The sequence below is a fragment of the Sandaracinobacteroides sp. genome, from assembly GCF_057137845.1.
Window position 1 is genome coordinate 1 of the sequence record NZ_DBNHFX010000069.1, and the last position, 19731, is coordinate 19731.

General features: G+C 65.4%; 16 protein-coding genes and 1 tRNA gene. 9 read left to right on the top strand and 8 right to left on the bottom strand.

Translation table 11 applies throughout. The features are described from left to right. Window positions 1-475: acyl-CoA thioesterase domain-containing protein (locus tag AC16JP_RS03435; RefSeq protein ID WP_484339203.1), on the bottom strand; the 475-nt coding region annotated here is incomplete at its 3' end. 85 nt (window positions 476-560) lie between these two features. Between AC16JP_RS03435 and rlmB the strand changes: the two genes are divergently transcribed. Then, on the top strand, window positions 561-1322 hold the full coding sequence (gene rlmB / locus AC16JP_RS03440) for a 23S rRNA (guanosine(2251)-2'-O)-methyltransferase RlmB (protein ID WP_484339204.1): 762 nt from the start codon (window positions 561-563) through the stop codon (window positions 1320-1322). A gap of 15 nt (window positions 1323-1337) precedes the next feature. Here the strand turns inward: rlmB and AC16JP_RS03445 are convergent, their stop codons facing one another. Then, window positions 1338-2711: a glutamate--cysteine ligase gene (locus AC16JP_RS03445; RefSeq protein WP_484339205.1), complete on the bottom strand. Its 1374-nt coding sequence runs from the start codon at window positions 2709-2711 to the stop codon at window positions 1338-1340. A 54-nt stretch (window positions 2712-2765) separates the two neighbouring features. Beyond that, window positions 2766-3476 (bottom strand): 16S rRNA (uracil(1498)-N(3))-methyltransferase, encoded by a 711-nt coding sequence (locus tag AC16JP_RS03450; RefSeq protein ID WP_484339206.1) that lies wholly within the window; start codon window positions 3474-3476, stop codon window positions 2766-2768. 34 nt (window positions 3477-3510) lie between these two features. Between AC16JP_RS03450 and AC16JP_RS03455 the strand changes: the two genes are divergently transcribed. The 8 genes from AC16JP_RS03455 to AC16JP_RS03490 all read left to right on the top strand — a co-directional run bounded on the left by AC16JP_RS03455 (window position 3511) and on the right by AC16JP_RS03490 (window position 11108). Beyond that, complete coding sequence (locus AC16JP_RS03455) at window positions 3511-4434, top strand: NAD-dependent epimerase/dehydratase family protein (protein WP_484339207.1); 924 nt, start codon at window positions 3511-3513, stop codon at window positions 4432-4434. Beyond that, a complete protein-coding gene (locus AC16JP_RS03460) occupies window positions 4431-4799 on the top strand; it encodes a hypothetical protein (protein ID WP_484339208.1) in 369 nt (122 codons plus the stop codon). The genes AC16JP_RS03455 and AC16JP_RS03460 overlap by 4 nt, the downstream gene beginning before the upstream one ends. Window positions 4800-4900: 101 nt before the next feature. Then, window positions 4901-5140: an acyl carrier protein gene (locus tag AC16JP_RS03465; RefSeq protein WP_484339209.1), complete on the top strand. Its 240-nt coding sequence runs from the start codon at window positions 4901-4903 to the stop codon at window positions 5138-5140. Between the two features lie 5 nt (window positions 5141-5145). Then, on the top strand, window positions 5146-6354 hold the full coding sequence (spt, locus tag AC16JP_RS03470; RefSeq protein ID WP_484339210.1) for a serine palmitoyltransferase: 1209 nt from the start codon (window positions 5146-5148) through the stop codon (window positions 6352-6354). Window positions 6355-6426: 72 nt separating this feature from the next. Beyond that, complete coding sequence (locus AC16JP_RS03475; protein WP_484339211.1) at window positions 6427-6825, top strand: MAPEG family protein; 399 nt, start codon at window positions 6427-6429, stop codon at window positions 6823-6825. Between the two features lie 70 nt (window positions 6826-6895). Further along, window positions 6896-8494 (top strand): MFS transporter, encoded by a 1599-nt coding sequence (locus tag AC16JP_RS03480; protein WP_484339212.1) that lies wholly within the window; start codon window positions 6896-6898, stop codon window positions 8492-8494. Between the two features lie 62 nt (window positions 8495-8556). Beyond that, complete coding sequence (gene lon / locus AC16JP_RS03485; protein WP_484339213.1) at window positions 8557-10965, top strand: endopeptidase La; 2409 nt, start codon at window positions 8557-8559, stop codon at window positions 10963-10965. 68 nt (window positions 10966-11033) lie between these two features. Beyond that, window positions 11034-11108 (top strand) — tRNA-Val (locus AC16JP_RS03490). Between the two features lie 70 nt (window positions 11109-11178). Here AC16JP_RS03490 and trxA read toward each other — a convergent pair. Genes trxA through AC16JP_RS03515 form a run of 5 tightly spaced genes read right to left on the bottom strand, consistent with a single transcriptional unit; the run spans window position 11179 to window position 19607 of the window. Next, a complete protein-coding gene (gene trxA, locus AC16JP_RS03495) occupies window positions 11179-11499 on the bottom strand; it encodes a thioredoxin (protein WP_484339214.1) in 321 nt (106 codons plus the stop codon). Window positions 11500-11541: 42 nt separating this feature from the next. Beyond that, the gene (gene addA, locus AC16JP_RS03500; RefSeq protein ID WP_484339215.1) at window positions 11542-14991 is read right to left on the bottom strand and encodes a double-strand break repair helicase AddA; all 3450 of its coding nucleotides are present in this window, start codon (window positions 14989-14991) and stop codon (window positions 11542-11544) included. Next, the gene (addB, locus tag AC16JP_RS03505) at window positions 14976-17918 is read right to left on the bottom strand and encodes a double-strand break repair protein AddB (RefSeq protein ID WP_484339216.1); all 2943 of its coding nucleotides are present in this window, start codon (window positions 17916-17918) and stop codon (window positions 14976-14978) included. The genes addA and addB overlap by 16 nt, the downstream gene beginning before the upstream one ends. After that, a complete protein-coding gene (locus AC16JP_RS03510; protein ID WP_484339217.1) occupies window positions 17905-18624 on the bottom strand; it encodes a nucleotidyltransferase family protein in 720 nt (239 codons plus the stop codon). The genes addB and AC16JP_RS03510 overlap by 14 nt, the downstream gene beginning before the upstream one ends. After that, window positions 18621-19607, bottom strand: coding sequence for an aminoglycoside phosphotransferase family protein (locus tag AC16JP_RS03515; RefSeq protein ID WP_484339218.1), 987 nt, complete (start codon window positions 19605-19607; stop codon window positions 18621-18623). Before AC16JP_RS03515 ends, AC16JP_RS03510 begins: the two co-directional genes overlap by 4 nt. Between the last annotated feature and the right edge of the window lie 124 nt (window positions 19608-19731).

Sequence of the window (19731 nt, forward strand, 5' to 3'; positions counted from 1 at the left end):
CGGCGCCCGACAACGGCCGCAGCGCGCCCGCAAGCCGCTGGTCCAGATTCCCGGCAAAGCCCGGCATTCGCCCCTCGCCCCACATCGGCGGGCATTCCGCCGGTGGCGGGCAGGCAGGCGGCGGCGGTGCGCTGCCGGAATAGGCCGATTCCCGCGCGCCACCAAAGGCGAACAACGCCCGCAGCGCCATCCTGCCATCGGAAAACAAGTCGCAGCCCATGCTGGTGACTGACTTTCCCTGCCGCAGAATCGTCGGCCGCAGTTCGACATCGGCAGAAGCAGGCCCGATGAACGCGATCTGCGCTGCCCGCAGCGGCGGCAATCCCGGAACCAACCGCTCACAGGCATGGAATGCCAGCGCCGCCGAAAGGCCGCCATATAGCGTTCTGCCCTGTAGCCAGTTGTCCGGCCCGTGCGCTGCATAGCCCGCTTCGGTTGAAGTCATTGCCGCAAGTACCGAATCAAAGTCCGTCATCGAGCCACCTTTCACCGAGCCTGATTGCCCGGGCTGTGCAACTTCGCCACCCATGCTAGTGGGAGGCATTGCTTGAAAGGCCAGAATGGGACGCAGACCAAACCGCCGCCACGGCACCGCCAACCGACCGGACCCGAGCCGCCCACGGCTCTATGGACGGCATGCCGTCTATGCGGCGCTCGACAATCCGGCGCGCGTACATCGCAAACTGTTCGGAACCCACGAGGAACTGGCGAAGATCGTGATCCCGGACGGGCTGCAGGTGCAGTATGGCGACGCACAGGATCTGGCCCGACTGGTTCCCGCAGACGCGCCGCATCAGGGGCTGGTGCTCGAAGTGGAGCCGCTGGAACAGCTCTACCTCGACGAAATCCTCGATGCGCCGGACGCCGCCGCGCCGCTGGTGCTGCTGGATCAGGTGACCGACCCGCACAATGTAGGCGCGATCATCCGGTCGGCAGCGGCCTTCGGCGCCCGCGCAATCCTGACGCAGGATCGTCATTCGCCGCCGGAATCGGGTGCGCTGGCGCGGGCTGCATCCGGCGCGCTTGAGGTTCTGCCGTGGGTGCGGGTCGTCAACCTTGCCCGTTCGCTGGAGGAGGCGGCCGAAGCAGGCTATTGGCGCGTGGGCCTTGCAGGCGAAGCGGAAATGGCACTCGCGGATGCGCTGACCCCTGCCCCGCAGGCAATCGTGCTCGGCGCCGAGGGCGAAGGCCTTCGCCACAACACGCGCGAACATGTCGATGTGCTGGCACGGCTGCCGATCCAGCGCACCGTCGAGAGCCTGAACGTGTCGAACGCGGCAGCGATTGCGCTTTATGCGGTTGCCAGCAGGCGGCTGACCTGATTCAGACGGCCTGAATCAGAAAAGCGCCTCGTCCCAAACGGGGTCGATCCTGCCGCCCCATGCGCCGTGGAAGCGTTCAAGCCAGTGTTCCGCCAGCGTGCGCCCGGAATCGGCGATTTCCCACAGTGGATGCAGGAAGCCGGATTCATCGTCTCCGGCGTCGTTCAGGCGGGCGCGCCGGGCAAGGCCCGCCGTTGCAATGGCAAGCACTTCCTTCGCCAGTGCCTGCACCGTTCGCCCGCCCGGAGCCGTCGCCTTCAGGGCGAGGCGCGGAACTTCGTCACGCAGGCGCTGCTGTTCTTCGACGCTCCAGCTCTTGATCAGTTCATGGGCGGCATCCAGCGCCACCTCGTCATAGAGCAGGCCGACCCAAAGCGCCGGCAGCGCGCAGATCCGGCTTTGCGGGCCTGAATCGGCACCGCGCATTTCAAGGAAGCTTTTCATCCGCACTTCCGGGAATGCCGTCGAAAGATGGTCCTTCCAGTCGTCATAGGTCGCCTTCTGGCCCGGCAGCACCGGCAGCCGCCCATCCAGAAAATCGCGGAACGACAGGCCTGCCGCATCGACATACTGCCCGTCGCGGAATGCGAAATACATCGGCACATCAAGCATGTAATCGCAATAGCGTTCGTAGCCGAACCCGTCTTCGAACACGAACGGCAGCATGCCGGTGCGGGCTGCGTCGGTGTCGGTCCAGATATGGCTTCGATAGGAAAGGAAGCCATTGGGTTTCCCCTCGTAGAAGGGGGAATTGGCGAACAGCGCCGTCGCCAGAGGTTGCAGCGCCAGCGATACGCGGAACTTCTTCACCATGTCCGCTTCGGAAGCGTAATCGAGGTTCACCTGCACGGTGCAGGTGCGCTGCATCATGTCGAGGCCAAGCGTGCCGACGCGCGGCATGTGCCGGCGCATGATGTCGTAGCGGCCTTTGGGCATCCACGGCAGTTCATCGCGCCGGGCCACCGGATTGAAGCCCAGCCCCAGAAATCCAAGCCCCATTTCGGCGCCAAGCTCTGCGCACTGCTGCCGGTGCCGGCCGGTTTCAGCGCAGGTCTGGTGCAGGGTTTCCAGCGGCGCGCCGGATAGTTCGAACTGCCCGGCCGGTTCGAGGCTCAGGTTGCCGTCGGCGCCGGTCGCAGCGATGATGCGGCCGTTTTCCAGAAGCGGCTCCCAGCCGAATCTTCCGAACGCCTGCAACAAGTCGCGGATGCCGCGCGGTTCTTCCCACGATGGCTGGCGCCGATCTTTCGTGCGGAAGACGAATTTTTCATGCTCGGTGCCGATGCGCCAGTCAGCGCGCGGCTTTTCGCCATGTTCGAACAGGGCAATCATGTCGGCCTTGCTGCCGATCACGGTCGCGTCGCCCATCGCTTCCTGCCTGTTGCTCATGCTGCGCGGCTTAGCGGCAGTCTGGCATCCGCGCCAGACAGATTCGAGCGACGCTCAGTCTTCTGTTGCGGCCTGGAACAACGCGATCGCTGCGACGGCGGCGGTATCGGCCCGCAGGATGCGCGGCCCCAGCGCCAGCCGCCGCACCGCCGGAATCGCCAGCAGCATCGCGCGTTCAAAGGGCGAAAACCCGCCTTCCGGGCCGATCAGGATTGCGGCCGGCGTCGCCGGGCGAAGGGCCGACATCGGGGCGCCGCCTTCTTCGTCGGCGAACAGCAGGGTGCGGGCCGCATCCCAGCCCGCCAGCAGGTCTGCAAGCCGGATCGGTTCGGCAAGTTCCGGAAGCGCCGTTCGCCCGCATTGTTCCGCTGCTTCGATCATGTGGGCATGCAGCCGCTGCTGCTTTTGCCGCGCGTGATTGACGCGCTCGGTCAGCACCGGGACGATCCGGGCAACGCCAAGTTCGGTCGCTTTTTCCACCACCCATTCGAATCGCTCGGGCCGGATCGGCGCCGCCAGCAGCCACAGGTCGGGCGGGGTTTCGCGTTCGCGCAGCAAGGCCCCGATACGCACGACGACGTTCCTGCGCGAGATTTCCACAACCTCGGCAGCCCATTCGCCAACGCGGTCATCCAGCAGGCGCAGTTCGGCGCCTGCGGCCAGACGCAGCACTTTTGCCAGATAATGGCTGTGCGCATCGCCAAGCGGCAGAATCGCGCCCGGCGACAACGCAGCTTCGACGAACAGTCTGGGTATCTGGCGCATAGCCTTGGGCTAGCATGACCGCTAAGGTTGTGAAATGGCGCTTACACTTGCAATCACCGGCGGTACCGGCTTTGTCGGCGGTCATGCCGTCGCGCAGGCGCTGGCGCGGGGACACCGCATTCGCGCGCTTACCCGAAAGCCCCGGAATGGCGCTGCCGGGCTGGACTGGATCGAAGGCGATCTGGGCAATGAATCCGCTTTGCGCCTGCTTGCTGCCGGTGCGGATGTCGTGCTGCACATCGCAGGCGTAACGAATGCCGCCACCGCCGACGCCTTCGAGGAAGGCAATGTCCGTGGCACTGCGCAACTTTGCCGCGCCATCGGATCGGCCCCGCTGGTGCATGTCTCGTCGCTTTCAGCACGGGAACCGGCGCTGAGCGTGTACGGGCGCTCGAAACTTGCAGGGGAACAGGTCGCGCGCGGGCACAAGGCTGGTGTCGCGGCTGTCCGCCCACCGGCCGTCTATGGGCCGGGCGACGGGGAGTTTCTGGAACTGATCCGCATCGCGCGGACGGGCTTCGTGCCGTTCCCGAAAGGGTCGCGCGCGGCGATGATCTATGGCCCTGACCTGGCGGCAGCCCTGATCGCCCTTTCGGAAGACATGGCAACCGAACAGCAGTCTGCCGGACGGGTATTCGAAATCGACGATGGCGCAACCGGCCATGCGCCGGACGATGTGGCACAGGCGATCGGGGCAGCGCTTGGCAGGCGGGTCCGGGCGTTACCCGTCAGCCCTGCCCTGTTGCGCTTGGCAGCAAGGTTCGACACCGTCCTTGCGCGCATCAGGCGCACGCTGCCGACACTCTCCCTCGATCGTGCGGGCTATATGGCGCACCCGGACTGGACGGCCGACAGCCGCCCGTTGCTGGCGCTCGGGCTGTGGAAACCGGAAACCGGCCTTGGCGAAGGCATGACGAAGACGGTCGCAGCATACAGGGCACAGGGCCTGCTGCGATGAACTGGCTGCGGGCGGGTGCGCTGTATTTCCTGCTGGTGTTTGCTGTCGGCACGGTGCTGGGTATCGTGCGGATCGGTCTGCTTGCCCCAAGGTTCGGCGAAGCGTGGGCACTGGCGATCGAACTGCCGCTGATGCTGCTGGCGGCATGGTTCATCTGCCGCGCAGTGCTGCAAAAGATCCACGTTCCGCGATCGCTGCTGCTGGCGATGGGTGCATGCTATCTGCTTTTGTTGCTGCTGGCGGAAACCCTGCTTGGGGCGATGGCCGGGCGGATGCCGGGCGCCGGTTCCGGGCCGATCGCAATCGCCGGGCTGCTGGCGCAATTCGCAACCGCCCTGTTTCCGCGCATGCAGGCCCGGCGATAATCAGGACGATGATATCGGCGCCTCTTCCTGTTTTCCGCCACAATCTGCGCTAAAGAGACGCAGGACCAGAACCGCTCATGCGGCCACAACCGGAGACACTGATGGATCGCGCCGCGACCTATACCCGCCTTATCGAACTGATCGCCCCGTTCAACCTCAAGGGCGCAGACCTTGCCGAGGGAACCAGCTTCGCCGACGACCTGGAACTGGACAGCCTGACGGTGATGGACCTCGTCGCCAACATCGAGGACGAGTGGGACATCAACATCCCGCTGAACCTGCTGCCCGACCTTGAAACGATCGGCCAGTTGGCGGATGCAGTCGTGAAGCTGAAGGGCTGAGGGCGATGGCCGACCTGCTGTCTAAGTTCGATCCCTTTATCGCCGAACATCAGGGCCTGCTTGCAACCGGCGTGCACGATCCCTTTGGCGTGGTGATGGAAAAGCTGCTGTCGCCCACGCGCGCGATCATCAACGGCCGCGAAACCATCCTGGTCGGCACCTATAATTACATGGGCATGACCTTCGACGCCGACGTGATCGAGGCAGGACGCCGCGCACTCAGCGATTTCGGTGCAGGTTCTACCGGCAGTCGGGTGCTGAACGGCACGTTCGCTCCGCACATCGCCGTCGAGCAGGCGCTGAAGGATTTCTACGGCACCCGTTCCGCGATCGTGTTCTCGACCGGCTATCAGGCCAATCTGGGCATGGTTTCCACACTGGCCGGCAAGGGGGACTATATCATCCTCGACGCCGACAGCCATGCCTCGATCTACGACGGCTGCAAGCTGGGCAACGCCGAAGTCGTGCGGTTCCGGCACAACAATGTAGAAGACCTCGACAAGCGCCTCGGCCGCCTGCCGACAGAAGCGGGCAAGCTCGTCATCCTCGAAGGCGTCTATTCGATGCTGGGCGACGTGGCGCCGCTGCGCGAACTGGTGGCAGTCGCCAAGAAACATGGCGCCATGACGCTGGTGGATGAAGCCCATGCCATGGGATTCTTCGGCAAGCACGGCCGGGGCGTCTACGAGGAGCTTGGGCTGGAGGACGCAATCGATTTCGTTGTCGGCACATTCTCGAAATCGGTCGGAACGGTCGGCGGATTTGCTGTCTCCAACCACCCGAAATTCGAGATTCTGCGCCTCGTCTGCAATCCCTACCGGTTCACGGCATCGCTGCCGCCCGCCGTCGCGGCGACGGCCGAAGCGTCGATCCGCAAGCTGATGACGGCAACCGAAAAGCGCGCCAACCTGTGGGCAGTGTCGCGCAAACTGCATGGCGGCTTGCAGGCAGCCGGTTTCCGCATGGCGACCGAAACACCCGAAAGCGCCATCATCGCCGTGCTGCTGGCCGATCAGGAAAGCACCGTCGCCATGTGGAGCCAGTTGCTGGAACATGGCATCTACTGCAACATGAGCCGTCCGCCGGCGACACCGGCCGGGGTTTTCCTACTGCGCTGTTCGCTGTCTGCTGCGCACACCACCGACGACGTGGACGAAATCGTCGCGCGCTTCATCGCCGCACGCGACAGCCTGCCGGAGGCCGCAGCCGCCTGACATTCAGCCGCCGCGAGAATGCGGCAATACAGTGCCGCCGCACCGTTGCGGCAAAATTGGAAGGACCAGCACATGCCGTTTGCCTATCCGTTTGCCGCCCTTGCTACCGGGCTTGCCATCCTAATCTTCGTCTGGACCGGTTTCGTCGTCGGCAAGGCGCGCAAGGCGTATGGCGTCGCGCATCCGGAAACGCACGGGCCGGACGGGTTCAACCGGGCATGGCGCGCGCACCAGAACACGCTGGAGGCGCTGCCGATCTTCATACCGTCGCTGTGGCTGTTCGCGCTCGTCTGGTCCGATATGTGGGCGGGTGTGCTGGCGCTGGTCTGGGCCATCGGGCGGATTCTTTATGTGCGCGGCTATTGCGCCGCTGCCGAAAAGCGCGAAGCGGGGTTCACAATAGCGATTCTGGCCAATGCTGTGTTGCTGTTCGGCGCCATGGGGGCGGTCGTTTACCAGCTTTTTGCCTGAAGCCCCTGCCGCCGCTTGCGGGCGGCGCCTGCGCATTGCTAAGCGACAAGCGGGAACTTGAGGGGATTCTATGGCAGAAGAAGTTGCGGCCGCCGGTGCGGTCGATCAACCCATCGACCTGAGGCGCGACCGTCTGGTCATCGTTGCTTCGGCGTTGGGAACGGTGTTCGAATGGTATGACTTCTTCCTCTACGGCATCCTTGCAACCCTGATCGGGCGGCTGTTCTTCCCGACCGACAATGCAACCGCAGCGACGCTTGCAAGCCTTGCCACCTTTGGCGCGGGCTTTGGTGTCAGGCCGTTGGGCGCGATGCTGTTCGGCCACTATGGAGACAGGATCGGCCGCAAATACACGTTTCTCGTCACCATCACGCTGATGGGCGGCGCGACGGCGCTGATCGGCATGATCCCGACCTATGCGACAGCGGGGCTGTGGGCACCGGTTCTGCTGGTCGGCCTGCGGCTGTTGCAGGGGCTGGCGCTGGGCGGCGAATATGGCGGCGCCGCGATCTATGTGGGCGAACATGCGCCAACGCATCGCCGGGGCGAATACACAAGCTGGATTCAGGTCTCGGTCGTCGGCGGCTTCCTGCTATGCCTCGTCGTCGTTCTGGCGACACGCGCCCTGCTGACGACCGAACAGTTCGAAAGCTGGGGCTGGCGTATTCCGTTCCTTGCCAGCCTGCTGTTGCTGGCAGTCTCGCTCTATATTCGCATGCAGTTGTCGGAAAGCCCGGTTTTCCAGCGGATGAAGGAAGCCGGCAGCACCGCAAAGAATCCCATTCTCGAGTCATTCTCGGACCGGAAGAACATCGGCCGCGTTCTGGTCGCGCTGTTCGGCGTCGCCGCCGGCCTGACCGTGATCTACTACACCAGCCAGTTCGGCACACTTTATTTCCTGACAGGCGCGGCCGGCGTCGGAGAGACGGAGACGTTGATATATCTGGCGGCGGGCGCCCTGCTGGCAGCGCCGCTGTATGTCGGGTTCGGGATGCTGAGCGACAGGATCGGCCGGAAAAAGCTGCTGCTGGCGGGCTACGCCCTGTCGATCGTGCTGCTGTTTCCGCTGTTCCAGATGATGGCCGAGGGGGCGAACCCCGCTCTCGCGCGGGCAACCGCCGCCAATCCGGTGACGCTGGAACTGCCGCCGTGCAATTATTCGGTCTTTGCCCGCAAACAGACGCAGGAATGTGCCAAGGCGCTGGGCTTCCTGACGAAACGCGGCGTCGCCTATACCAAGCAGCAGGCGGCATCGGTCACGCTCGTGGTTGGAGACCATCGGGTAGAGGGATTCGATCAGGAGGCGTTTTCGCAGGCGCTGAAGGCCGCAGGCTACCCGGAAAAAGCCGACCCGGCGGAAAAGCAGCGCTGGAAGATCATCTTTGCGGTGTTTGCGATGGTTGCACTGTCCGCCATGACCTACGGGCAGGTTGCCGCAATCCTCGTCGAGATGTTCCCGGCGCGCGTGCGCTACACCTCGCTGTCGGTGCCCTATCACATCGGCTCGGGCTATTTCGGGGGGTTTCTGCCGTTCATCCAGCAACTGATCGTGGTGAATACCGGTGATCCGTTCGCGGGTCTCTGGTACACGATTGCCGTCGTTGCGATGGCCTTCGTCGTCAGCCTGTTGTGGTTACCGGAAACACGCGGCCGCGACGTGCACGCCTGAACGGCGCCGGCAACGAACGCCGGGCGATTGCGCTATGGTGAAAGCACCCCCATATTGGCGGGATGCAAGAAAATGACACCCTGACCCTGCCCGTGCTGCCGCTTCGCGATATCGTCGTGTTCCCGCAGATGGTGGTGCCCCTGTTCGTTGGCCGCGAGAAGTCGGTGAAGGCGCTGGAAACGGCGATGCAGGCCGACAAGGCGATTTTCCTGCTGTCCCAGAAAGATCCAGCCGACGAAGACCCCTCGCCCGAAGCGCTTTACGATGTCGGCACGCTGGCGACCGTTCTGCAACTTCTGAAGCTTCCCGACGGCACGGTGAAGGTGCTGGTCGAAGGCCAGCAGCGCGCCCGCCTTGCCCGGCTTGAAGCAGGCGATGCGCACCTTGTGGCCGATGTGGTGCCGTTGCACGACGAAGGCGCCGATGGCCCTGACGTCGAGGCCCTGCTGCGCACGGGGCAAAAGCAGTTCGAAGCCTATGTGAAATCAGCCAAGCGTACCGCGCCCGAAGTGGCGACCCAGATTGCACAGATCGAAGATGCCGGCAGCTTCACCGATACGGTTGCCGGAAACCTGAACCTGAAGATCGCCGACAAGCAGGCGCTGCTAAGCGAAACAGTCGTTTCCAAGCGTCTGGAAATGGTGTTCGCCTTCATGGAAGGCGAAATCGGCCTTATGCAGGTCGAGCGCAAGATCAAAAGCCGGGTCAAGCGTCAGATGGAAAAGACCCAGCGCGAATACTACCTGAACGAGCAGTTGAAGGCGATCCAGCGCGAACTTGGAGACGGTGACGAAGCTGGCGACGAAGCCGCTGAATACGAAGCAAAGATCGCCAAGACCAAGCTTTCCAAGGAAGCCCGCGAAAAGGCGTTGGCGGAGCTGAAAAAACTGCGCGCCATGAGCCCGATGTCGGCCGAGGCGACGGTCGTGCGCAACTGGCTCGATGTGCTGTTGTCGCTGCCGTGGGGCAAGCAATCGCGGGTGAAGCGCGACATCGTGGCCGCTGAAGCGGTGCTCGAAGCTGACCATTTCGGGCTTGAAAAGGTGAAGGAGCGCATCGTCGAGTATCTGGCGGTGCAGGCGCGCACCAACAAATTGAAGGGTCCGATCCTATGCCTCGTCGGCCCTCCGGGCGTCGGCAAGACTTCGCTCGGGCGTTCGATCGCCCGTGCGACGGGGCGTGAATTCATCCGCCAGTCCTTGGGCGGCGTCCGAGACGAGGCCGAGATTCGCGGCCACCGGCGCACCTACATCGGATCGATGCCGGGCAAGATCGTGCAGAACATGCGCAAGGCCGGAACATCGAACCCGCTGATTCTGCTGGATGAAATCGACAAGCTGGGCCAGGATTTCCGTGGCGACCCGGCGTCGGCCCTGCTGGAAGTGCTGGACCCGGAACAGAACAACAAGTTCAACGATCATTATCTGGAAGTCGATTTCGACCTTTCGAACGTGATGTTCGTGACGACGGCCAACAGCTACAATATGCCCTCGGCCCTGCTCGACCGAATGGAGATCATCCACATCTCGGGCTACACCGAGGATGAAAAGCTGGAGATTGCCAAGCGCCACCTGCTGCCGAAGCAACTGGAAGCGCATGGCCTGAAATCGGGCGAGTTCGCACTGGCCGACGACGCCCTGCGCGACGTCATCCGCTATTACACGCGGGAAGCGGGCGTACGAACGCTGGAACGGGAACTTGCAAAGCTTGCCCGCAAGGCGCTGCGGCAGATCCTCGAAAAAAAGACCGACAGCGTAGCCGTCACGACGGACAACCTGAAAGAGTTTGCCGGCGTCCGCAAGTTCCGCTTCGGAACCACGGAAACCGAAGACCAGATCGGGATGGTGACAGGACTCGCCTGGACTTCGGTCGGCGGCGACCTGCTGACGATCGAATCTGTGACGGTTCCCGGCAAGGGCGTCATCAGCACCACCGGCAAGCTGGGCGAGGTGATGAAGGAGTCGATCTCGGCTGCCTTCAGCTTCGTGAAGGCGCGCAGTGCCGCCTATGGCATCCACCCGACCGTCTTCACCAAGAAGGATATCCACGTCCATGTGCCGGAAGGTGCAACGCCCAAGGACGGCCCGTCGGCAGGCATCGCCATGGTGACTTCGATCGTCTCGACGCTGACCGGCAATCCGGTTCGCCGCGACGTTGCCATGACCGGCGAAGTGACGCTGCGCGGTCGCGTGCTGGCGATCGGCGGCCTGAAGGAAAAGCTGCTGGCAGCGCTGCGCGGCGGAATCACGACGGTGCTGATCCCGGCGGAAAATGAAAAAGACCTGGAAGAAGTGCCGGCGAACGTCCGCGAAGGGCTGCGGATCGTGCCGGTCAGTCATGTCGACGAAGTGTTGAAGCTGGCGTTCGTCCGTCCGATCGAACCGATCGAGTGGAACGAAACCGACGAGAAGGCCGCCGCGCCGGTTACGCCGCCGGATCCGGCGGCGCCTGCCGCCCAGACTACGCACTGAAGGGGCGGCTTCACGGTTGACAGGCGGCGGGTGATCTTCTACCCGCCGCCCCTTCGGACAGGAAATCCGGGCGCGTAGCTCAGCGGTAGAGCACTGCTTTCACACGGCAGGGGTCACAGGTTCAATCCCTGTCGCGCCCACCATTCCAATCCCCACAAATCGGCGATGCTGCGCCGCTTGGCCGGGCTGCGGGCAACCCGGCCCTGCAACTGGTCAGATCGAGCTTTCGACCCAGCTCTTGAGCGAAGACTTCGGCGCGGCCCCAAGCTTTTCCGCCACCTTCTCGCCGTCCTTGAACAGCAGCAGCGTCGGAATCGACCGCACGCCAAGGCGCGAAGCCCAGTCCGGCTCTTCGTCGATGTTGATTTTCACCACCTTCAGGCGGCCGGAAAGTTCGTCCGAGATTTCCTCGAGCGCCGGGCCGATCGAGCGGCACGGACCGCACCATTCAGCCCAGAAATCCACCAGCACGGGTGTACTGCTTTGCAGCACATCGGCTGCGAACGAATCGTCGGTACCCTTCACGCTTGCCATCAGTGTCTCCTTGGTCCCGACACAAATAGCGCCGAGGCATCGTCAATCAAGCGGCAGCAACCCCGCCATCTCGGCTACGCCCAGCCGATGGCAGACGGGGCCAGCCGTATAGAGCAGCATTCCCTCGACCTGCCTGCCCGGAAAGGCGCGTTTCAGTACCTCGACATAGGCCGCCATCTGGCGGCGATGCGCAACCGGCGCTTCGGCAGCCGTCGGCGGCACGCGAAGGCTCGTCTTGAAGTCGACGATCAGCACCCGGTCGGCAAGCACCGCCAGACGATCGACGATGCCGACGATCGCCTGCTTGCCGACCAATCCGGCAACCGGCGCTTCGGCCAGCGAATCCTCGCCGAACAGGCTGGCGTGGGCCGGATCATCAAGCACGGAAAGCACCTGCGCCAACAACGCCTCGGCAGCATCGCCAGCGCCCTGTGCCGCAAGCCATTGCAGCGCCTGCGCCCGGCGTTCGGCAGGCGCCACCGCAGGCAGCCGTTCGAACAGCTTGTGCACCAGCGTCCCACGAAGTGCGGCCGCGCGCAGCGCCTCGGCTGCCGGGCCTTCGGCAGGCGCTTCCGGCGCGGCAGACGGAGTCAACGGCCGCGTCGGGCGGGTTGGCTCAGGCGCTATTCCGGTCTCGATGTCGTGCAGGCCGTGGGCTGCTGCCTCGGGCGCAACTGTCGTGGTGTCGGCCGTGGGGGCGGTCCATGCCCCGTCGCGCAGGCGCAACGTCTCGCCGCCCCACAGTTCCGAGACAACCTGCTCGACCCCCTCGATCCCGGCCAGAACCGGCGCGATGCGGGTATGCCAGCACCGGTCGTTGTCGGTGCCAAGCTTCTTGTGTGCGCTGGCCCCGATGGCGCCGCCAATGAACAGATGATCGGCAGCGCGCGTCAGCCCGACATACAGCAGCCGCAGATCTTCTTCGGCTTCTATCGCGTCGAGTGCCGCATGGCCCGCGCGGACCTTTTCCGGCGATTCCTGTTTGGGCGGATGGAACAGCGGCAACACCCCGACACCGGCGATTTCGACGGGCAGATGGTCGGCCTGATGCGGGCGCCGCTGCGTCGCGCTGTCGGCCAGCACGACGACCGGCGCTTCCAGGCCCTTGGAACCGTGGATCGTCATCAGCCGCACCTGCCCGCCCGATGCTTCGGCGTCACGCTTGACGTCTGAACCTTCGGCTTCGACCCAGGCCAGGAAGCCCGCAAGCGCCGGCGGGTTTCGCAGCGCATAGGACTGCGCCTGCTGCAAAAGCTCGTCGATCGGGTCGTTTGCCTGCCGCCCCAGCCTTGCTACCAGCTTCTGCCTGCCTTTCAACGGACCGGACAGGATAGTATCCAGAAACTCATATGGTCCCACCCGGTCGGCCAAAGCCAGCACCTGCCCAAGCCAGCCCCGCGCATCATTGGCGGCATCGTCGTCGGCTGCCCGGCCTAGTGCCGCCCACAAGTCCGGCCGGCCGCCACCGATCCGGCGGATGTCTTCGTGCGACCAGCCGATGAAGGGGGAAACCAGCAGGCAGGCAAGGTTCAGATCGTCCTCGGGCTGGATGGCAAAGCGCACCAGCGCCAGCAGATCCATCACGGCCAGCGGTTCGGTCAGCAGCAGCCGGTCGACGCCCGCTACCGCCACCCGCTGTTCGTGCAGTTCGGCAACCAGTGCGCCCATCAGCGCACTTCGCTTGCGCAGCAGGATCAGGATATCGCCCGGAACCGCCCAGCGGCCGTGCGCCGGCAACCACAAGCGCTCGTCGTGGCCGGGCGTCAGCCAGCGCGCGATCTGCACCGCAAGCCTGCGCGCCATTTCGTAGTCGGCTGCTTCGCTGCCGTTCTCGGTGCTGTCGTCGGTGTCGGCGGCGGCAGCGTCGCCGTCGACGACGATGCCGCCATCCGCACTGCCGGTTGGCGCGGGCACAGGCGTAACGACCGGCCAAAGCACCACTTCTCCGGGCGCTGCCGCACGGTTGGGCACATGCGGCGGTGGTGGCTGCGCCATGCCCAGCGCCGGGCCGCCGGCGGCAGAAAGGAAGCCGTTCACAAGCCGCAGCACCGCCGGGCCTGACCGGAAGCTCAGCGCCAGATCCACCACCTGAAGCGGGCGTTCACCGGCTGCGGCAAGCGGGGTCGTCTGCAATCGCCAGCGTTCAAAGACGCGCGGATCGGTTCCCTGGAACCCATAGATCGCCTGCTTGTGATCGCCGACGACGAACAGGCTTCGTGCGCTGCCGTCGCCGGAAAAATATTCCTCAACCAGCCGGCCGATGATCTGCCACTGCCGGGAATTGGTGTCCTGCGCTTCATCGACCAGAACATGATCGAAACGTGAGTCCAGCTTCCAGCCGACATAGTTCGACATGCCGGGCGGACCCAGCAATTCGACTGTTCGCGCGATCATGTCGTCATAGTCGATGGCGACGGCAGCGCGCTTCAACCGGCGATAACGGTCGACGACACGATGCCCGGCGCGCAACACCCTCGCTGCGGTCTCGGCGGCGATGACCCGGAGGTCGAAATCCTGAAACTCACGAAGCTGGCTGGCAAAGTCGGCGGCGGCGGCCGCAAGCCCCGGCGCCTTTTTCTCTCCGGTTGCAAAACTGCGGATCGATTGATCGGCCCGAAATACCGTTTCGCAGGCACCAGCGAAGCCAGCCAGACGCCCTTCCCGGCCAGACCCGACCCAGTCGCGCAACTTTACGGCGTTCGCACGCGCTCCGGGTGTCGCCCACACATCGTTCAGGTCGGCGAACCGCCGCGCCGGGCCTTCGTCGAAGGTGCCGGGGCTGAGTGCCGCCGCCAGCCGTTCGCCGGGCATCTCTCGCTCGGCCACATCCAGCCACGCGCGCACTGCCGCACCCGGCCCCGTGCCATCCCGAAACGACAGCAGCGCATCGGAATGCTGGATCAGCACATCGATCGACTGCATCAGCCCGGCCTCGCCCTTCAGCACCGACAACTGGCCAAGGTCGGCAAGGAAATGATCGTCTCCGCCGTCGCTGGCCTCGGCGATACATTCCACAAGCGCACGGCGGCGAAGCGCCCGCGCATCGCGCTCGTCGAGGGCGGTGAACCCCGGCGTCAGCCCTGCTTCCAGCGGAAAACCTGCAAGCAGGCCCTGCGCGAACGCGTGCAGGGTCTGCACTTTCAGGCCGCCCGGCACATCCAGCGCGCGGGCGAACAGGCCACGTGCAGTTTCCAGCATCGCAGCCGAGGGCGCTACGCCCAATGCATCCAGTTCGGCCGAAAGGCCTGCATCATCGAGTGCCAGCCATTCGCCCAGCCGCCTGACGATCCGGTTCTGCATTTCGGCGGCCGCCGCGCGCGTGAACGTCAGCGCAAGGATGCGGTCAGGGGCCGTTCCGGCCAGCATCAGGCGCAGCATGCGGTCGGTAAGAACATGCGTCTTGCCCGTCCCGGCGGAAGCCGCCACCCACACATGGCGCGCGGGGTCTGCCGCGACCTGCTGTTCCGGCGTGCGCTTCAGCGGCCCAGCCATTCGGCCACCCTTGCCAGATGATCATGTTCGCCGAATGCTCGCCCATAAACCATGTGCTGTTTCGCCGTGAACGGCGCATCGGCCAGCAGCCAACGGTCTGCCAGTTCTTTCATATCCTGCATCGCTTCTGCGATGTGTATACGCACATCGACCGCGTCCGCCTTCTTGCCCAGTGCCGGTTTCACTTCCCCGGCAACGCGGCCGCCCCTAAGCACCCAATATTCAAGCGCCTCTACCTGCGCATCGCCGATCGCGGTGAACAATCCGGCGTCGGCAATCGCCGCCAGCAACGCCAACTGGGTGCGATACAGGCCCACGACCTCGTTCCTCGGCGGCACCCCGCCCGTCTTGTAGTCGATGATCCGCAGCGCGTTCCCGGCCTTGTCCATCCGATCGACCTGACCGACCAGTTCGACACCGCCGATATCCAGCCGCGCACGCTTTTCCCAGACAAGCGGCAGCCACCCTTGTTCCCGATCCTGTTCGGTCTGCCCCAGCGCCCAGTCGACCATCCGCACCACCCGTGGCCGCCACAGGGCCGCAATTTCCGGCCGTTCGCCAAGGCGCAGCAGCTCTGCCTCGATCAGTTCCGCGACCCTTTCCGGCGGGGGCAACCCCTCGTCCAGCAGGTCGCGCATGATATCGTGGACGATCTGGCCGCGTTCACCGGCCGTCGGTTCGGCGTCGCGCGGGTCGAGCCGCGCCAGCTTCAGGATCCGCTTGGCGTAAAAGGAAAACGGGTCGGCCTTCAGCATCGCAACGTCGGTGACGCTGATTTCGCGCGGCCGCACATGCGCTGGCGGCGCTGGCGCCGGGCGAGGAATCCGCGGCGCGCTGGCGGCCGCGTCGAGGCTGCGCGTCGCGTGCAGCAGCGCCGCGCGAGCGGGCGACAACCGGCCATTGTCGGGCGCCCCGCCCGCTGCCGCCTGCAATCGCTGCCAGAACCGCGAGGCAACGGTTGGCGCACCGCCATCGCGCACGGCGCGCGTCAGCAGCACTTCGCTTGCGCCAAGGCCCGAGGCGAAGTCGTGTGCCTGCATGCCCGTCCGTCGCGCCAGCCCCGGCAAGCCCAGTGCGCGCCGGATCGCCGGCGCAAGGAACGGGTCGGGTGCAGGCAGGCCCGGCCAGCTCCCCTCGTTCAGGCCGCCCATCACCAGCAGGTCTGCCGTTTGCAGCCGCGCTTCAAGCGGCCCCCAGATGTTGAGTTGCGGGTGCAGGTTCGCGCGCGCCCGCACGGAATCGGCAGCAAGCAGCGTGCTGGTGAAACCGGCGATGTCTTCGGTCGTCAGGGCGATGCCCGCCAGATCGGTGCGGCACCCCTCAAGGTTCTCGAACAGCCTGACGAGCGCCCGGCCAGCCTCTCCGGCCCACAGCCCCTCTCCGGCAAGCGCGACCGCCACATGGCGCAGGGCATCCACCAGTGTTTCGGCCGTGCGGGGCGCCGGGTCCAGAGGGGCCAGCATCGGCGCCACTTCGTCGGCCCACCAGTCGCGCAGGTCGTCTGGCAGCTTGTTGCGCTGGCGCAACCTTGCCGCCATTCCGGCAAGGCCGGGCGCCGGGCGAACACCGCGCAGCGCCAGCCGATCGAGGCTGCGCACATGCCCAAGCCACTGAAGGCGCGGCTCCCCTGCCCTGACCAGCGGGTGCTGCATCAACCCCAGCAGCGGCACCGGCGCAAACCGCTCGGCGGCGGCGTCCGCCAGTGCCAGCAGCAGGCTGCCCGCAAGCGTCGTGCCCAGTGGCTGCCCGGCGCTGTCGTCGATCCGGATGCCAAAGCGCTGCAACTGCACACGAACGCGCGTTGCCAGATTGCGATCCGGCGTAACCAGCGCCGCCGTCCTGCCTTCGTGACGGATCACCTGCCGCATCGCCAGCGCGATCAACAGTGCTTCCTCGGCGGGGTTGGCGGCTTCGATCATCCGGATGCCATCGACCGCCTGCGCAGAAGGCGCCGGCATCGGCTTTCCGCTGAGTTCGGGTGGCAGTAGCGCCCGTGTAACCAGTGCCGCTCGTTCGGCCGGGCTGCCATCCCGCGCGGAACGCCACGCCCACTCCTCTATCTCGTCGGGGGCGATCGTCGCCGTTTGCAGAATGGCCGCCATGCCGTGCTGCGGATGCGTTTCCAGGCCGGGACCATCGGCGTCCGCCTGCAAAAGTTCGTAGGCGCCTGCCGGAAGCGCCCGGTCGAAGCCCGGCAACACCAGCACCCCTTGCGGCATTCGCGATACGGCGCGCGCCAGCCGCCGCACTGCGGGCGGAGCCGAGGAAAAGCCCGCCATCACCACCGGCATCGGCAGCGGGTTGGCCGCCCAGCGGCTCGCCAGCCCGTCCAGTTGAAGGTTGCGGCGGTGGGCCGCGTCCATCAGTCCACGGTCGGCCAGCAGGCCGGGCCAGTGCTCCATGATGGCGCGCAACACCTCGGCGTTGCGGCGCCAGTGGTCCTGCATTCCGCCCGCCGGAACCGCCGATTCGATTTCAGCGGCGGTTTTTCCTTCGATTTCCAGCGTATCCAGCGCAGCCGCCAGACGGTCGGCCAGCGCCAGCGCCTCGGCGGCAGCCATGCGCCCACCCGCCGCCAATATCCGCGCCAGCGCCAGCCGCCTGGCTGTGGGCGAAATAACGGGTCTGGCCTCGGCCGCGCCCGTCAGCCCGTCGAACAGCGGCCCGCCCTCAAGCGCGACCACCTCGTCGATGTCGAGATCGCCTGCGGGCACCATCCTCGGCAGCAACAGCGCAGCACCGTCGCTTTCGCGCAGGAAGGCATCAGAAACAGCACGTATGGAGCGCCTCGTCGGCAACAGCACCAGTACGCGCGCAAGCTGCATCGGATCGGGGAAAAGGCGAAGCAATCCTGCTGCCAGATCGTCGGCAAACGGCCGCCACGGCGGGATCGAATAGATTCGGTGCGGCCGCTCAGGCGAGGCCAAGAATACGCTCCGTCTTGCTGACGGCTGCCGCCGTGCCGACATCGAACCACAGCCCCTGATGCACCACCCCGAACAGGCGGCCTTCGGCAGCGGCCCTGTCCCACAAAAGGTTCATCGAGAACGGGCCTGCGGGCGCGCCGTCGAACAGCCGTTTCGACAGCATCTGCAGGCCGGTGTGCGCAAATGGCGCCACCCGTCCAGAACGGCGGCGGGTCAACCGCCCCTGCGGGTCCATGTGAAAATCGCCGAGGTTGCCGTGAAAATGCGCGCGCGCCTGCGGTGCCAGCAGCAACAGCGCGTCCATTTCGTCGGGCTGCCAGCGTTCCGCCATCAACCGCACCGCGCCGATCGGGCCGTCGATCCACACATTGTCGGCGTTGATCGCGAGGAAGGGGTCGGCCTCGATCAGCGGCAGGGCCTTGGTAATGCCGCCGCCGGTTTCCAGCAGTTCCGCACGTTCGTCCGAGATCGTCACCCGGATGCGCGATGGCCGCGCCGCCAGATGCGCCTCCAGACCATCGGCCATATAGTGCACATTCACCACCACATGCTCGACGCCGCCATCGGCCAGGGTGCGAAGCGACCATTCTAGCAGCGACCGCCCGCCGACTTCGACAAGAGGCTTCGGGCGCGTTGCGGTAAGCGGCCGCATGCGTTTGCCAAGCCCCGCCGCCAGCACCATCGCGCTTTTGGGGGCCGCGATCATCTGCACCAGCCTTCGCGAAGGTGGTCGGGCACGTTGGCGTCGAACCAGTTCCTGACGGGGGCAAGCGCCGGGTGCCGGAAATTGCGCATCAGATAGCCCCACACGCGCGGCAGGCGCTCGACATAGCCGCGCTTGCCGTCGCGGTCGCGCAGGCGGACAAAGACGCCCAGAATCTTCACGTTCCGCTGCGCGCCAAGCACTTCATAGGACGTGCGGAATGCCTCGGTGTCGGTGATGCCTGCCGCGCGGGCATATTCCGCCAGCATCGCCTTTTCCAGCCGGGGCGGAACATCGCGACGGGCATCCTGCAACAGCGAAACCAGATCATAGGCACGGTGCCCGGCCAGCGCGTCCTGAAAATCCAGCAGGCCAAGCCCCTGCACGCCCGGACGATCCGGCAGCAGCATCAGATTGTCGGCGTGATAGTCGCGCAGCGTGACGACAGGCGCCGCCGCCGTTTCCGCCAGCACATCGGCCCAGACCCGATCCCAGACTGCTGCATATTCTTCGGGATCGACGGCAATGCCGGCGGCCCTGGCATACCATTCCGCAAAGATCATCACTTCGCGCAGCAGCTCCGCCCGATCATATGGTCGCAGATCCGCCGGTGGCTGCACATCGGCAACGCCCGCCAGCAGCCGGACCGCCGAAGTGTAGATTTCTTCCTCGCGCGCCTGGCTTTGCGCCAGCACCGGGCCAACCAGATCGTCGCCGAAATCCTCGATCAGCAGAAAGCCCTGTTCCCGGTCTGCCGCGATCAGGCGCGGCGCCGAGAATCCGGCCTCCAGCAGCAATCCGGCGATGCGCAGGAACGGGCCGACATCTTCATGCGCAGGCGGCGCATCCATCAGCACGGCGCGGCGGCCGCGATCGATCACGCGGAAATAACGGCGAAAACTTGCGTCACCGGCAAGCGGGCAAACTTCGGCATCACCCCAGCCAGCCGTTTCCAGCAGGCCGCGATGCCCTTCGCGGGCAATCATCTGCGGCGATGCGGTGGCTCTGTTCCGGGCGGTTTCGTTCAGCGGGGCGGCCATCGGCCTTCCCAAGCCGGGCCTGCATCGGAAGTCAAGCGCCGCACCGGTTCACCCGCGCCATCGAGCCGCA

What these genes read in the sequence shown, in the direction of transcription:
- AC16JP_RS03510 (WP_484339217.1), bottom strand. Translation starts at nt 18,624, where the DNA reads ATGATCGCGGCCCCCAAAAGCGCGATGGTGCTGGCGGCGGGGCTTGGC.
- AC16JP_RS03460 (WP_484339208.1), top strand. Translation starts at nt 4,431, where the DNA reads ATGAACTGGCTGCGGGCGGGTGCGCTGTATTTCCTGCTGGTGTTTGCT.
- AC16JP_RS03475 (WP_484339211.1), top strand. Translation starts at nt 6,427, where the DNA reads ATGCCGTTTGCCTATCCGTTTGCCGCCCTTGCTACCGGGCTTGCCATC.
- AC16JP_RS03445 (WP_484339205.1), bottom strand. Translation starts at nt 2,711, where the DNA reads ATGAGCAACAGGCAGGAAGCGATGGGCGACGCGACCGTGATCGGCAGC.
- spt (WP_484339210.1), top strand. Translation starts at nt 5,146, where the DNA reads ATGGCCGACCTGCTGTCTAAGTTCGATCCCTTTATCGCCGAACATCAG.
- lon (WP_484339213.1), top strand. Translation starts at nt 8,557, where the DNA reads ATGCAAGAAAATGACACCCTGACCCTGCCCGTGCTGCCGCTTCGCGAT.
- AC16JP_RS03515 (WP_484339218.1), bottom strand. Translation starts at nt 19,607, where the DNA reads ATGATTGCCCGCGAAGGGCATCGCGGCCTGCTGGAAACGGCTGGCTGG.
- AC16JP_RS03465 (WP_484339209.1), top strand. Translation starts at nt 4,901, where the DNA reads ATGGATCGCGCCGCGACCTATACCCGCCTTATCGAACTGATCGCCCCG.
- addA (WP_484339215.1), bottom strand. Translation starts at nt 14,991, where the DNA reads ATGGCTGGGCCGCTGAAGCGCACGCCGGAACAGCAGGTCGCGGCAGAC.
- AC16JP_RS03450 (WP_484339206.1), bottom strand. Translation starts at nt 3,476, where the DNA reads ATGCGCCAGATACCCAGACTGTTCGTCGAAGCTGCGTTGTCGCCGGGC.
- AC16JP_RS03455 (WP_484339207.1), top strand. Translation starts at nt 3,511, where the DNA reads ATGGCGCTTACACTTGCAATCACCGGCGGTACCGGCTTTGTCGGCGGT.
- trxA (WP_484339214.1), bottom strand. Translation starts at nt 11,499, where the DNA reads ATGGCAAGCGTGAAGGGTACCGACGATTCGTTCGCAGCCGATGTGCTG.
- AC16JP_RS03480 (WP_484339212.1), top strand. Translation starts at nt 6,896, where the DNA reads ATGGCAGAAGAAGTTGCGGCCGCCGGTGCGGTCGATCAACCCATCGAC.
- rlmB (WP_484339204.1), top strand. Translation starts at nt 561, where the DNA reads ATGGGACGCAGACCAAACCGCCGCCACGGCACCGCCAACCGACCGGAC.